Annotated in this window: 15 protein-coding genes and 1 tRNA gene; 2 read left to right on the top strand and 14 right to left on the bottom strand. The window is 33.9% G+C overall.

The window, feature by feature from the left end:
- Positions 1 to 89: 89 nt before the first annotated feature.
- Positions 90 to 162: transfer RNA gene (locus ACODSI_RS02950), tRNA-Lys, on the bottom strand.
- Positions 163 to 288: 126 nt separating this feature from the next.
- On the opposite strand from ACODSI_RS02950, the gene ACODSI_RS02945 reads away from it, so the two are divergent.
- The gene (locus ACODSI_RS02945; protein ID WP_488915359.1) at positions 289 to 807 is read left to right on the top strand and encodes a shikimate kinase; all 519 of its coding nucleotides are present in this window, start codon (positions 289 to 291) and stop codon (positions 805 to 807) included.
- Here the strand turns inward: ACODSI_RS02945 and ACODSI_RS02940 are convergent.
- From ACODSI_RS02940 to ACODSI_RS02930, 3 genes are read right to left on the bottom strand one after another with little or no spacing between them, the layout of a single operon-like run.
- On the bottom strand, positions 799 to 1,296 hold the full coding sequence (locus ACODSI_RS02940) for a phosphoribosyltransferase family protein (RefSeq protein WP_488915358.1): 498 nt from the start codon (positions 1,294 to 1,296) through the stop codon (positions 799 to 801). The genes ACODSI_RS02945 and ACODSI_RS02940 overlap by 9 nt on opposite strands.
- 4 nt (positions 1,297 to 1,300) lie before the next feature.
- Positions 1,301 to 1,882 carry a class I SAM-dependent methyltransferase gene (locus tag ACODSI_RS02935; protein ID WP_488915357.1) on the bottom strand — a complete coding sequence of 194 codons (582 nt, stop codon included), beginning with the start codon at positions 1,880 to 1,882 and terminating at the stop codon, positions 1,301 to 1,303.
- Positions 1,869 to 2,255 (bottom strand): RNA-binding S4 domain-containing protein, encoded by a 387-nt coding sequence (locus ACODSI_RS02930; protein WP_488915356.1) that lies wholly within the window; start codon positions 2,253 to 2,255, stop codon positions 1,869 to 1,871. Before ACODSI_RS02930 ends, ACODSI_RS02935 begins: the two co-directional genes overlap by 14 nt.
- Before the next feature lie 79 nt (positions 2,256 to 2,334).
- Here ACODSI_RS02930 and bamM point away from each other — a divergent pair, with 79 nt between their 5' ends.
- The gene (gene bamM, locus ACODSI_RS02925; RefSeq protein WP_488915355.1) at positions 2,335 to 3,432 is read left to right on the top strand and encodes a BamM family beta-barrel-assembly machinery protein; all 1,098 of its coding nucleotides are present in this window, start codon (positions 2,335 to 2,337) and stop codon (positions 3,430 to 3,432) included.
- Between the two features lie 34 nt (positions 3,433 to 3,466).
- Here bamM and ACODSI_RS02920 read toward each other — a convergent pair whose 3' ends face one another.
- The 10 genes from ACODSI_RS02920 to ACODSI_RS02875 form a co-directional block, all read right to left on the bottom strand.
- Positions 3,467 to 4,186 (bottom strand): DUF4369 domain-containing protein, encoded by a 720-nt coding sequence (locus ACODSI_RS02920; protein WP_488915354.1) that lies wholly within the window; start codon positions 4,184 to 4,186, stop codon positions 3,467 to 3,469.
- Between the two features lie 82 nt (positions 4,187 to 4,268).
- Positions 4,269 to 6,128 carry a M61 family metallopeptidase gene (locus ACODSI_RS02915; protein ID WP_488915353.1) on the bottom strand — a complete coding sequence of 620 codons (1,860 nt, stop codon included), beginning with the start codon at positions 6,126 to 6,128 and terminating at the stop codon, positions 4,269 to 4,271.
- Positions 6,129 to 6,180: 52 nt separating this feature from the next.
- Positions 6,181 to 7,116 carry an alpha/beta hydrolase gene (locus ACODSI_RS02910; RefSeq protein ID WP_488915352.1) on the bottom strand — a complete coding sequence of 312 codons (936 nt, stop codon included), beginning with the start codon at positions 7,114 to 7,116 and terminating at the stop codon, positions 6,181 to 6,183.
- Between the two features lie 69 nt (positions 7,117 to 7,185).
- Positions 7,186 to 7,461, bottom strand: coding sequence for a TIGR03643 family protein (locus ACODSI_RS02905; protein ID WP_488915351.1), 276 nt, complete (start codon positions 7,459 to 7,461; stop codon positions 7,186 to 7,188).
- Positions 7,462 to 7,561: 100 nt separating this feature from the next.
- Positions 7,562 to 8,389 carry a sterol desaturase family protein gene (locus ACODSI_RS02900; protein ID WP_488915350.1) on the bottom strand — a complete coding sequence of 276 codons (828 nt, stop codon included), beginning with the start codon at positions 8,387 to 8,389 and terminating at the stop codon, positions 7,562 to 7,564.
- A gap of 34 nt (positions 8,390 to 8,423) precedes the next feature.
- On the bottom strand, positions 8,424 to 9,026 hold the full coding sequence (locus tag ACODSI_RS02895; RefSeq protein ID WP_488915349.1) for an alpha-ketoglutarate-dependent dioxygenase AlkB family protein: 603 nt from the start codon (positions 9,024 to 9,026) through the stop codon (positions 8,424 to 8,426).
- Between the two features lie 73 nt (positions 9,027 to 9,099).
- Complete coding sequence (gene aqpZ / locus ACODSI_RS02890; protein WP_488915348.1) at positions 9,100 to 9,816, bottom strand: aquaporin Z; 717 nt, start codon at positions 9,814 to 9,816, stop codon at positions 9,100 to 9,102.
- Between the two features lie 15 nt (positions 9,817 to 9,831).
- A complete protein-coding gene (locus ACODSI_RS02885; RefSeq protein ID WP_488915347.1) occupies positions 9,832 to 10,197 on the bottom strand; it encodes a DoxX family protein in 366 nt (121 codons plus the stop codon).
- A 79-nt stretch (positions 10,198 to 10,276) separates the two neighbouring features.
- A complete protein-coding gene (locus tag ACODSI_RS02880; RefSeq protein ID WP_488915346.1) occupies positions 10,277 to 11,179 on the bottom strand; it encodes a DMT family transporter in 903 nt (300 codons plus the stop codon).
- Between the two features lie 61 nt (positions 11,180 to 11,240).
- Positions 11,241 to 12,407 carry a DUF1501 domain-containing protein gene (locus tag ACODSI_RS02875; protein WP_488915345.1) on the bottom strand — a complete coding sequence of 389 codons (1,167 nt, stop codon included), beginning with the start codon at positions 12,405 to 12,407 and terminating at the stop codon, positions 11,241 to 11,243.

The raw sequence follows: 12,407 nt of genomic DNA, 5'->3' as shown, positions 1-12,407 counted from the left end.
CAGGACCCCATCATTAAAAGTGATGTGCTCTACCGACTGAGCTATCGAGTCATTTGCATTCAATATTTTGTTAGACTTTGGTCATTTTGTGACCCGACTGGGGCTCGAACCCAGGACCCCATCATTAAAAGTGATGTGCTCTACCGACTGAGCTATCGAGTCATTTTCATTTCTTGAATGCGGGTGCAAATATAAGACGATATTATTTATTTTTCAAAGCAATTTTGTTTTAAATTTACCTTTTTTTAATAATATCTCTTAATGCCTTAATATATAAGGTTTTATTCTATGAAGAAAGTTGTTTTAATAGGTTATATGGGAAGTGGTAAGTCGGTTATAGCAAAAAAAATAGCTGATAAGACCGGAATTCCTGTCGCTGAATTGGATGAAATTATTGAAAAAGAATGTGAAATGACTATTGAAAAAATCTTTGCTACTAAAGGAGAGCTTTTTTTTAGAAAGAAAGAACACGAGATTTTTTTAAGAATCTTAAATAGCGATACTAATATAATATTAAGCACAGGAGGTGGGACACCGTGTTATTTTAATAATCATGAATTTTTACATTCAGAAGGAGTTGTTTCCATATACTTAAAAGCTTCTGTAGATACATTGTTTGATCGGTTAGTACTCGAAAAAAGCAAGCGGCCATTACTCGCCAATTTACCAAATGATGCAATGAAAGAATTCATCGCAAAGCATCTTTTTGATCGTAGTTTTTATTACAATCAAGCAACAATTAAGGTTACCGTTGATGGTAAAACTATAGAAGAAATAATTGCTGAAATTGTTGAAAAATTAGCTTAATTTGGCAAAACTATCGTGAGCTTCAAATACAACCGAAACATGTTCGTGTGATGAAGTAGAAAGTGAAATGCCTTTAAAATCAACTTTTATAGGGAACTTTTTATGATTTCTATCAACCAAAACTGCGGTTTTAAATTTCTGTAATGGAACATCAAGAAAATGTTTTACACCATACATTAATGTAGATCCTGAATTTAATACATCATCTACTAGAACGATGCCTTTATTCTGATAATCTTCTTTAGAAATTGAAGTTTTTATCTCAGAATTTGGATTTTGTTTGTCTACTTTCACTTCACACAAAATGATATTTAATGGTGAAATTGTTTTTAGAACCGTAGCTAATTTTTCTGCTAAAACGTAACCATTTGAAGCAATTCCAGCAATAACAATACTTTCTTCCTCTACAAATGTTTCGTAAATTTGATAAGCAATACGTTTAATTTTGTGTTCGATTTCTTGGTGGGTAAGAATGATATTTTGGCTCATGGTTTTATTTTTTGATAAAGATAAAAAAGAGTTCGTTTCCGTGTCTTGGTTTAATAGAATTATTTGCTGTTTCTAATGTTTTTATTTCAAATTGATCTTGAAATAAATCAATGTATTCCACTTTTGAACCGCCAAAGGGTGGTCCGACTTCGGTTAATGGAAATTGGAATAGTAGTCCAGCAATTTTTCCTTTAGGATGCAATAAAGAAGTTGCTTTTTCAACATATTTTTTTCTTAATTGAGGGTCTAAAGCACAAAAAAAAGTTTGTTCTAGTATTAAATCGTAGTTGCCTTGATGTTCAAAAAAATCTGATTTTATAAGTTGATTTGGCTTGCAATTGGCTATTCTATGTTGGATATTATCTAAAGGAGCTTGCGCATAATCTAAGACAAAAACATTTTCAAATCCATTGTTTAATAAGTATTCCAATTCGTAACTGTTTCCAGCACCAGGAATGAGAATTTTTATTGATTTATCTTCAATTTGATCGATATATTCCTTTAAAGGCGTTGTTATTGTACCAACATCCCAACCCGTTTCTTTATTTTTATAGCGTTCCTCCCAATACGTACTATTCAGTTTCATCACTATCGGTATTAAATTCCAATTCGTCTAAATCACGGCGGTCTTTTTTTGTAGGACGTCCCGTGCCTGTTTTTCGGTAATGTTCTTTAGAAAGTTTTAAAAGTTCCAGATGCGCAAAAGATTCTGCAGGTGTTTCATCTTTTCTGTAGATGTCAACTAATTTAGCCCCAACACGATTGGCTGGAATGTCTAAAACTGATATGATGTGCGTAATTTGGTCTTTTCTAAAGGTTATTTTATCCGATGGGAAAACCTCTTTAGAAGCTTTTGCCACTTGGCCATTTACAGTAATATGATTTTTTTTACAGGCTTCGGTAACCATGTTTCTGGTTTTGTAATAGCGCACACACCATAAGTATTTATCAACTCTCATAAAAATATCTAAAATCAACGTTAAATAGTTTACAAAAATAAATCAATATTGTATCTTGCGCACTTAAAATTGATTAATAATGAATACTTTTTATAAAATACTTTCTGTATTTGTTTTTTCCGCTGTGGTTTTATCTTGTTCAAAGAATGACAACACGTCTACGGAGCCTTTACGTGACTACGCTACTCAATATGCCACAGATATTGCAGCAATAGATCAATACATTGACACCCATTATTTAACGTATGATTCTAATTATAATGTGACTTTTGATACGTTAGTGCCAGGTAATGGTCATTCCTCTATTAGAACAGATGTTGCCTTTCATTTAAGTGATACTACAGTGGCTCAGGGCGGTATAAATTATAAAATTTATTTCATTAAATTTAGAGAAGGCGATATTGTTAACGGTAAGCGACCAACTCAAGTGGATTCTATCCATGTGGCTTATAAAGGGATCAACTTGAAAAAAAGTGCGCAATTTGATATAGCGGATACTCCTGTTTGGTTTAAACTTCAAGAAGTTATTACAGGATGGTCTCATATTATACCAAATTTCCATACAGGAACTTACACGCCATCAACTAATGGAAATCCAGCCACATTCAATGATTTTGGTGCTGGTGTAATGTTTTTGCCTTCTGGATTGGCCTATTACAACAATCCAGCAGGAACTATTCCGGCCTATTCACCTATAATTTTCAATTTTAAATTATATGAGTTGCAATATCGAGATCAAGATGGTGACGGAATTTTGTCTAAAGACGAGCGCAAAATGTTAACATCCATTCCAACATCTGTTAGATGGAAAGAAAATCCATACTTAGGCTATGATTATGACGGTGATGGTACTGTTGAAATATACGATACTGATGGAGACGGAATTCCAAATATGTATGATACCGATGATGATGGCGATAATTTTACAACCCGTTCGGAAACACATAAAATCAAGGGTGATGTAACTGCTACATCTGCTCACTATCCATTTGAAGGTGCTGCTGTTGATGACCCTAATACACCTTATGATGAGAGAAAAGGGGTTCCTAGAAAATTTACAGGTCCTGCGGTTTTGCCTGACAATCCTGTTTCTACACCTTTATCATCTGATTTTACTGACCCAACAAGGTTGAGAAAATATTTGGATCCAACATGTCATTTTGAAGAAGTAAATTAAAAAAAAATCCCGTTCCATTGGAACGGGATTTTTTTTAGTTGGTAGTTTCTGATTTTTTTCGTTCTGCAATCAATTCGTTGAGTTTTTTGCCATAAAGTGATTTGGCAATTTTTGGCGTCATCGATTTTTGAATCGTATCCAAATATTTTAAATTGATGTCATAAATCTCGGCTACGGCCACATAAGGTGCTACATCATAATCGGCGTGATTTACAGCAAAATTAGTAGTGTAAAGGTATTTGTGTTTTAAAACATTGTCTTGCTCTTCTTGAATCTTAGTCAATTCAGCTACGTTTTTAGCTTTAAGTGCATTGAATCGTTTTTGAATTAAATCTAAATTCTGGTCCACATAACGCGAAACTACTTTTCGGTATTCGTCATACAGTTCTTGATTTTTGGAGCCTGTAATTTTGGCATCGGCAGTAAAAAAATCTAGAGAAGATTCAATGTTTACCGTTCCTGGTTCAACAAAAAACGGAAGATTATTATCAATAGAATTGGTCACGCCACGATCTAAGAATAAATAAAACATTTCTGGCGAATCAATATTGATGTCACTAGAAAAATGAGAATCACCATCAATTTTAATAGTGTCAATTGCTACTAATGCGGTGTCTTTAATTCGTTGAATGTATAAAGTTCCTTTTTTTAAACCTTTAATATATCCCGTGATATGAAGGTTTTTATCGGATTTTTTTTCGTTACAAGATGAAAGTAATGCCAAAGATGCTAAGGCTATAATTGTTTTACGCATGGTTTTTTATTTTTGGCAAAATAATGAAAAAATCCCCAATCTATAACATAAATTGAGGATTTAAAAATGGATACATTCAAGTTTATCCTTTTAACCAAGCTTCTTTTAAAGAATCTTTTGTTGCATCGACTGAATGATAACCTTCCGATTCTTCATAATTTACAATTACTTTTCCTGAAAGGGTTTGCTCTTTTCCGTCGCGTTTTATTTTTATGGATACTGTTTCTCCTTCTTTCCAGTTTTGAGCAGCGGTCATCATTTCTGAAATTTTGTCTAAGTTGTATTCTGTTCCGTTTATAGAAGAAATTACATCGTCACCTTTTAATCCTAATGAGGTTAAAAACGGACTCAATTCGGTGTAATTTTTAACTACAATTTCTTTAGTGGTAGCATTTCCAGTGATGCCAGCCGATTTTTTGTACATAAACGGATTGGCTGCTTTTTTGATTTTTCCTTTAGCAATTCCCATTTTAGCGAAATAAACATCATATGGAATTGGGGTTGTGCCTGAAACATGTGTAGTTAAAAAATCGCCAACTTCTGGATACGTCAATTCGGTAATTCTAGCAAAAAGTTCGTCGTCGGTAAAGGGTTTTTTTGGACCGAACTCGTTAGTTAATTTCTGCATTAAATCTAAAATTCCGCGTTGGCCATTACTTTTTTCTCTTATTATAATGTCGATACACATTCCGATTAATGCTCCTTTTTCATAGACATTTAGGTATTGCGCTTTATAAGGTTCTACCAAAACATTCTCACTCATGGTAGTAAACGGCATTGTGTCATTCAAGCGCTTGGCATTATTGATTTTACCCACCATTCTTTTATAAAAAGCATCTTCATCAATTAATCCTTGATTGACTTGAAAAAGGTTGGCAAAATATTCAGTTACCCCTTCATACATCCATAAATGTTTAGACATTTTAGGCGTGTTGAAATCAAAATAATGAATTTCGTTAGAATGTACCCCAAGTGGTGTTACAATATGAAAGAACTCGTGTGAAACTACGTCAATAATTTGTTTTCCTAAGGCACCGGTGGGCATCATTTCTGGAAAAACTACCGAAGTAGAACTGTTGTGTTCTAAGGCTCCAAATCCTTTGGCATCTTTCGCCTTCATATCAGAAAGATATAAAAGAACAGTGTATCTTTTGTTGGTGTTGATAGGGCCTAAAAATTTCTTTTGAGCACGCATGCACTTTTCTAAATCGGGTGAAAGCGCTTTAGCAGAATGTTTTCCTGTTGGCGAATAAACACTAAATAAAATGTCCATTCCATCTACATTAAAGGTAGTATAATCGGGTGCCGAATACATAATTGGATTGTCAACCAAATCGTTGTATCGTGCTACCACAAAGGTGTCCGATAGATTGCTATTGTCTGAATCGACTAATGAAGTAGCTCCAAAAAGCGTTTCAGGATGCAAAATGGTTACATTGTATGTAAAATCTTTTTTATTGTCAAAATAACCCACAAATCCGTGGTTGTTTATCATGAAATTTTTGCCTTCATTGATGTTGGTTCCAGCAGGTGAAAATACACCACTTCCAAAGCCACCACCACCTTCAATGTCATAAGTGTCATTTACCCAATAGGTAATCTTATCTAATTTTGTAGCATTTTTTATCAACCAAGAATTAGCATCCGATTTGGTAACTTCTAAAGCTTTTCCATTCGTATCAAAGGCTTTAAAATCGTCTATAAATTTTCCGTAATCGTCTTCAGAATAAGTGCCTGGGATTATTTTGGGAATGTGGTATGTAATTTCACCAGTAGTAATTAATGGAGCTGTAACAGCAACCATTACTTTATCTTCCTTTACATGATTTAAGTCTATAGTAACCGCTATTTCTGGTTTTTCGGTTTTAGAGGTTACGGATGTCGTTGGTTTACAACTCCATAAAAGGGATGCGAAAGCAAGGCTTAGAATAATTTTTTTCATTAAGATTCATTTAGTGATACATAGGTAGCTAAGCTAATGTTTTTGTTACACATTAAATGGAATTTATGAATTTAGTCATGGTTTCTATTAATATAAGATTTACGGGTAATTTTGGATTGGAATAAGATTTTATATTGTCTTCGTCTTTTTCAATGTCTTTAAAAATATGATTCATTCCTGCAATAATGACCAACTCTGATTTGGGATTGGCTTTGTGAAGTAGTTCAGCATCCGTTGCAGGCACTTGTATGTCTTTGGTACTATTAATTATTAATATTGGAATTTGTAATTTTTTTATTTCAACTTGAGGATTGTACTTAATCCATGAAATCATATACGGCTGAATGCTTTCTCTGAAGAGTGATTCCAGTAAAGGATTTTGATTTTCAAAAGTTTTTCCTTGCTTTAAAAGTGCTAAATTTTGATCTGCAGCTTCTTTTAAGGCCGGTGAATTTTTAGCCACTTGTTCTGATAACACTTCATCAATTGGACGACCAGCACCAGCCAAAGAAATGTATCCGTCAGCAGTATCTTTGGCGGCTACCATTCCAATCAAAGAGCCTTCACTATGACCCGCTATGATAACTTTGGAATATTTTTTTTGTACTTTAAAATAGGCAATTACCTCTTTAGAGTCGTTTATAAAATCTTCAAATGAAAGGGATTTCTCATCTAAGGTTTTGTTTACCATTTGTGCAAATATTCGTTTGTCGTAACTAAAAACGGCAATTCCATTCTTCGCTAAACCTTCGGCTAAAAATTTTAAAGAGTTGTTGATGCCTCCTATGGTACTGTTTCCATTTCTATTGGTCGGACCTGAACCTGCAATAAGAATGACTAGTTTGGTTTTATCGGTAACTTTTTCTGGAGAAAATAGTGTTCCTTTAATCAAAGGATTTATTTCAATGTCTTGTGTTGTAGTTTTTGACTCTTGAGAAAAAGTTAGTGTTGAGACACACATCAAAAGCACTGTAATTATTTTTTTCATGTTGCAGGTATAGTAAGATTAAAAAAAGCGATAAGTATTTATCGCTTAAGTGTTTTATAGGTTTGTTTTTTAGTCAAATTTATTTTTAATATAATATTTACCTTCCAAATCGTCATCAAAATCGTCGATGATTGGTTTTGGTTTTGGTTTACTTGCAGTAACTTTTTTCTTCCAAAGTTCAAAATTGTCTTTGGATAGTCTTTTGCGCATCAACTCGGTAACTTCATTTTCAGTTATTCCAAATTCAGCTTTTAATACTTCAAAAGGTTTTCGTTCCTCTTGAGCCATACTAACAACGCGCTCTAATTGTTCGTTGTCAAGTTCTACTCTTTTACTTTTTTTCATTAGTTGAAAAGCACAATTAACGTTAGTTTTTTTATATTATCAATTCGTATACCAATATTAAGAAAAAAAATAATTACTTTTTAAAATGATTGTAAAAATTTTATTCTTCTCGAGGTGAACGCATTTTTTGAAACGGAATTTTTAATAAGGGTACCAATCGGTTATTTTCTTCAGGTTCCATATGGGTATCTATGCCGTAAACAAGGGTTTCGCGTTCCATATAGCTAAAAGTGCCTAATAGTCTATCCCAAATAGAAAAAATATTGCCATAATTGCTATCTGTATGCGGCAACTTGTAATGATGGTGAACTTTGTGCATGTCGGGTGAAACTAGAAAGTAACTTATAATTTTGTCGAGTTTTTTGGGCAGACAAATGTTAGCATGCGTAAATTGTGTGGCTACAACAGAAAGCGTTTGGTACATAAAAACCATCCACATCGGACTTCCAACAAGTACTACAGCTAGTGTAGTAAATGTAAATCGAATGATACTTTCACCAGGATGATGGCGGTTTCCCGAGGTGGTATCAATGTAAGTATCCGAATGATGAATTAAGTGAAATCGCCACAATAATTTGACTTTATGTTCGGTGAAATGTGCTAAATAGGCACCAATAAAATCCATTAAAAGTAATCCGATGATGGTGTAAAGCCAAGTGTTCATTTGTGGTAACCAATTCAGAATTCCAAAATGATTAAGGGTTACATAATGGGCTGCTTTAAGCAAAATAAACGCCAAAGCAAAATTAATTATAATCGTTGTTATCGTGAAAAAGATGTTAATACCAGCATGTTGCCACTTGTTGTATTTGAATTTGAAAAACGGAACAGCACTTTCAATTAACCAAAATAAGGTGATGCCGCCAGCAAGAATTAAGGCACGATGGGAAGAAGGGATGCTTTCAAAATAGGCTATAATTTCGTTCATTTGAATTGGATTTACACCAAAAATAATGAAAATACTATTTGATTATACGAAACGTAAGATTAATTCTTGGCGCCATTGGTTTAGCGGTTTTCGGAATTTGATGTTTCCAAAAATGTTGTGTTTCACCTTTCATCAGTAGTAAACTTCCGTTTTCTAGAGTAATTTTAAGCTTGGCATCTTTAATAGAATTGTGTTGTAAATGAAAACTGCGTTCGGCACCAAAACTAACAGAGGCTATTATCGGATTTCTACCTAATTCTTTTTCATTATCAGCATGCCAGCCATTGCTGTCTTTCCCATCACGGTATAAATTGAGTAACACCGTTGTGAAATTTTCTTGGATTACTTCTTCAATTTCTGATTTGATAAACATTATAAGCGGATTCCAATGGTGGGGTTGCATCACAATATTAGAATAGGAGTAAGGTTTACCTTCATTTCCAAAAAGTGCAGTTAATCGCGGCTGTGGGTGTATTTTTCCAAAAACGGTAATATCATCTTGTTGCCACGGAGTCTCATGGAGTAATTTTTCAAAGAGCAATGTAGCTTGTTCCTCATTGAAAAATGAAGGATAATATTCAATGGTGGCATTGGGTACATCGAATGAAATTTTTTCGGATGGGAATAGAGAATTCATTAGTCAAAAATAGAAAAAAGCGACAAAATATCTCCTGTCGCTTTCCATTTTAATTTGGTTTATCAATTTATTCTTATTCGTTTTTTTGAAGTAGATTTTTATAAATTAAACCACCAGCTAATCCTCCCAATAATGGCGCAACCCAAAAAAGCCATAACTGACTTAATGGCTCGCCTCCAACAAAAATAGCTTGTGATAAAGAACGAGCAGGATTTACAGATGTATTTGTAATTGGAATACTGATTAAATGAATTAATGTTAAAGCCAAACCTATAGCAATTCCAGCAAATTTTCCGTTCGCTAATTTATCAGTTGTACCAAGAATGATGATTAAAAAGAACATAGTTAAAATAAATTCTGTTATAAAACAGGAAAGCATAGAATATCCATCGGGTGAAAATTTATTGTAGCCATTTGAAGCAAAGGCTCCAGCAACAGTATTGTCTATAATATTTCCGGTTTTACCAGACCAAATTTTAAATAATACTCCAGCTGCTGCGATGGCTCCAATACATTGAGCGATAATGTATGGCACCAAATCTTTCAGTGAAAATCTTCCTCCAGCCCATAGTCCAAAAGATACAGCAGGGTTAAAATGACCACCAGATATGTGTCCAACGGCGTAAGCCATAGTTAAGACTGTAAGTCCAAATGCAAAAGCAACACCTACAAATCCAATTCCTAAATGAACTCCTGTTGGAGTTAGATAACCTGCAGCAAATAATGCACTGCCACAGCCACCAAAAACAAGCCAAAAAGTACCAAAAAATTCTGCTAATAGTTTTCTCATAATAGTATAGTTTAGTTAGAAATTTAAATTAGTGTAATGATACGCCCATAAAATCAAGACCAACTGAATGGGCAATCTTAGATAAAGAAGCCATTTTGGTAATCCTAAATGGGCTTTTTTTTCGATAACCATATAAATATTAGAAGGAAAAATTACAACTAGCAAAATCATAATCGAAATCGCTGCAAGATTAGAGAATATCGGAATGCACAAATAGACACCTAACATGATTTCCAATAAACCAGTCATCTCATTTATGAATTTCTTATTGGTAAAGAAAGGCGGAATTATTTTAAAATACAGTTCGGGCTTTCTGAAATGATTAATTCCAGCAAGTACATACAATAGCGCCATGACATATAAGTGCCAAGGTTTATCCATAGTTTAATTAGTTTGATATTACGAAAATATAAAAAAATTAACTAAATAGTTGCGATTGTAGATTTAATTCGACAAAAAATTAATTCTTTTTCAAAAAATTAGTATTTATGTTCATGATGACTATAGCCAGTATGATTAAAATAATTCCAATCCACTGCAATAAAATTACTTTTTCATTAAGGATGAAAAAGGCCATCATTACTGAAACCGGAAGCTCTAGAGCCGAAACAATACTTCCCAATCCGATGCCTGTTATTGGGAAGCCCAAATTAAGTAACATAGGTGGAATAATGGTTCCGAACAATGCCAGAAAAATTCCCCATTTCATAAAAATAGTAACATTGAATGGCGTAGTTTGTGTAAAAAGCGCAAAGCCTAACACAATAACAGCGCCGCCCAAAAGCATGTACAAGCTTCGTTGTGCCGATGAAATTCCGGTAGCTACTTTGTTGGCAGTCAACATGGTTGTAGTAAAAGATGCCGCAGCTAATATGCCCCAAAAAATACCACGCCAATCCAATTCGATGTTTTTATTTAAAATATTGGTAGCCATGATGGTTCCGATAAGCACTACAATCACTGCAATAATTTTTTGCATTGAAGGCAGTTTTTTTTCAAGAATCATCTCCAATAAAACGCCCATCCAAACGGTTTGCATCAACAAAACAATAGCTATCGAAACATTAATGTATCGAACACATAAGTAATAAAAAACACTGGTCATTCCTAATGAAGTTCCAGCAATCATCAATTGCATGATGTTTTTTGGAGTGGCTTTCTCAATAGCTTGCTTGCTATTCGATTTTTGAAAGGCATTGATAATCAACACACCAATAATGCCATATACAAATTGCGCAATGGTAATTTCTGCGGTTGTAAATTGTTCTTTATACGCTAATTTCACAAAAGTGGCCAACATTCCGTAGCTTGTTGCGCCTAATCCTACTAAAAAAACTCCTTTTAAGACACTATTTCTAAACATTCTTTTAATTTTTAAAAAGCCTGCAAAGATAGTTATAAAGTTAGGAGTTCCAAGTTAGGATTTAAAATAAACCATTCACCAAAGCATTATTAATTCCAATTTTAGTAGCGTCAAAAGTCATTTTCTCTTTTAATAGTGTGGCGTACACACTTCTAAAATCGATTTCATGTTTCAAATCACCATTATCTAAATCGGATAAATTTGGATTTTTTCCTAAAATGGTTCCTTTGTTGTTGCCGCCAATAATAAACATAGGTGCCGCCGTTCCGTGATCGGTACCGTTACCATTGTCTTTTACTCGTCTTCCAAATTCGGAGAATACCACAACAGTTACATTTTGAAGTAATTGTGCTTTTTTCAAATCTTGATAAAAACTAAATAGTGCATCGTTCAATTCGGTTAATTTTCGTTCGTGAATGCCCAATTGATTGTCATGTGTGTCAAATCCACCCAAAGAGGTATAATACACTTTTGAGTTTAAATTTCCTTTAATTAGTCGTGAAATCCACTCTAAATTTTTAGACAATCCTGTTTTGGGATAACTTGTTTCAGAAGTAGATTTGGCTAATGCTTTTTGAATATCATCGGAACCTTCGGATACTGAATTAGCAATTTTTCGAACAAAATCCAATTGTGGATTATCCGATAATTTCACCGTTTCCTCTTTATCGTTTTTTACTTTAAATCGATTAGGGTCTTTTACCGTTATGGCATTGGGTTCGATACCCTTTAAAGCCAAATTGTCAATAGAATCGAGGTTGATTCCAGCTGTTGGTTGGTGTTCTTTACATTGCAAGTCTAAATAACGACCGAGCCAACCTTCATTGAGGTATTTATTCGAATCGGTGGCTGTTTGCCAAATTTCTTGACTGCGAAAATGCGAACGATTCGGCTCCGGATAACCCACATTTTGCAAGATGGTTAAATCGCCATTTTGTTGCATTTGTGCAAAATCTTTTAATGCTGGATGAAACGCCATACCTTTGTTTTTGCCAATGACAGCCTCTTTGCTCAAAGCAATTTTAGTTCTCAAATCGTAATACAGCGGATTTTCATACGGTATAAACGTATTCAATCCGTCATTTCCACCATTTAGCTGAATGAAGACCAAGCATTGTTCGCCAACCACTAAATTATTTTGAGAACCGAATGCATGTAAAAAATCAGGAAGTAAAAGTAGTCCGCCAGTATAAGTTCCTGTGAGCGATAGAAAATTTCTTCTGTTCAT

This window comes from Flavobacterium sp. FG139, from assembly GCF_057809695.1.
The sequence above is the reverse complement of the archived record's forward strand: the minus strand, read 5'-3'. Positions and strand labels throughout refer to the sequence as shown.

Excerpts from the sequence above, each read along its gene's own strand:
- bamM (WP_488915355.1), top strand. The coding sequence starts at position 2,335 with ATGAATACTTTTTATAAAATACTTTCTGTATTTGTTTTTTCCGCTGTG.
- ACODSI_RS02915 (WP_488915353.1), bottom strand. The coding sequence starts at position 6,128 with ATGAAAAAAATTATTCTAAGCCTTGCTTTCGCATCCCTTTTATGGAGT.
- aqpZ (WP_488915348.1), bottom strand. The coding sequence starts at position 9,816 with ATGAGAAAACTATTAGCAGAATTTTTTGGTACTTTTTGGCTTGTTTTT.
- ACODSI_RS02875 (WP_488915345.1), bottom strand. The coding sequence starts at position 12,407 with ATGAACAGAAGAAATTTTCTATCGCTCACAGGAACTTATACTGGCGGA.
- ACODSI_RS02905 (WP_488915351.1), bottom strand. The coding sequence starts at position 7,461 with ATGAAAAAAAGTAAAAGAGTAGAACTTGACAACGAACAATTAGAGCGC.
- ACODSI_RS02910 (WP_488915352.1), bottom strand. The coding sequence starts at position 7,116 with ATGAAAAAAATAATTACAGTGCTTTTGATGTGTGTCTCAACACTAACT.
- ACODSI_RS02895 (WP_488915349.1), bottom strand. The coding sequence starts at position 9,026 with ATGAATTCTCTATTCCCATCCGAAAAAATTTCATTCGATGTACCCAAT.
- ACODSI_RS02930 (WP_488915356.1), bottom strand. The coding sequence starts at position 2,255 with ATGAGAGTTGATAAATACTTATGGTGTGTGCGCTATTACAAAACCAGA.
- ACODSI_RS02935 (WP_488915357.1), bottom strand. The coding sequence starts at position 1,882 with ATGAAACTGAATAGTACGTATTGGGAGGAACGCTATAAAAATAAAGAA.
- ACODSI_RS02940 (WP_488915358.1), bottom strand. The coding sequence starts at position 1,296 with ATGAGCCAAAATATCATTCTTACCCACCAAGAAATCGAACACAAAATT.
- ACODSI_RS02885 (WP_488915347.1), bottom strand. The coding sequence starts at position 10,197 with ATGGATAAACCTTGGCACTTATATGTCATGGCGCTATTGTATGTACTT.
- ACODSI_RS02945 (WP_488915359.1), top strand. The coding sequence starts at position 289 with ATGAAGAAAGTTGTTTTAATAGGTTATATGGGAAGTGGTAAGTCGGTT.
- ACODSI_RS02900 (WP_488915350.1), bottom strand. The coding sequence starts at position 8,389 with ATGAACGAAATTATAGCCTATTTTGAAAGCATCCCTTCTTCCCATCGT.
- ACODSI_RS02880 (WP_488915346.1), bottom strand. The coding sequence starts at position 11,179 with ATGTTTAGAAATAGTGTCTTAAAAGGAGTTTTTTTAGTAGGATTAGGC.
- ACODSI_RS02920 (WP_488915354.1), bottom strand. The coding sequence starts at position 4,186 with ATGCGTAAAACAATTATAGCCTTAGCATCTTTGGCATTACTTTCATCT.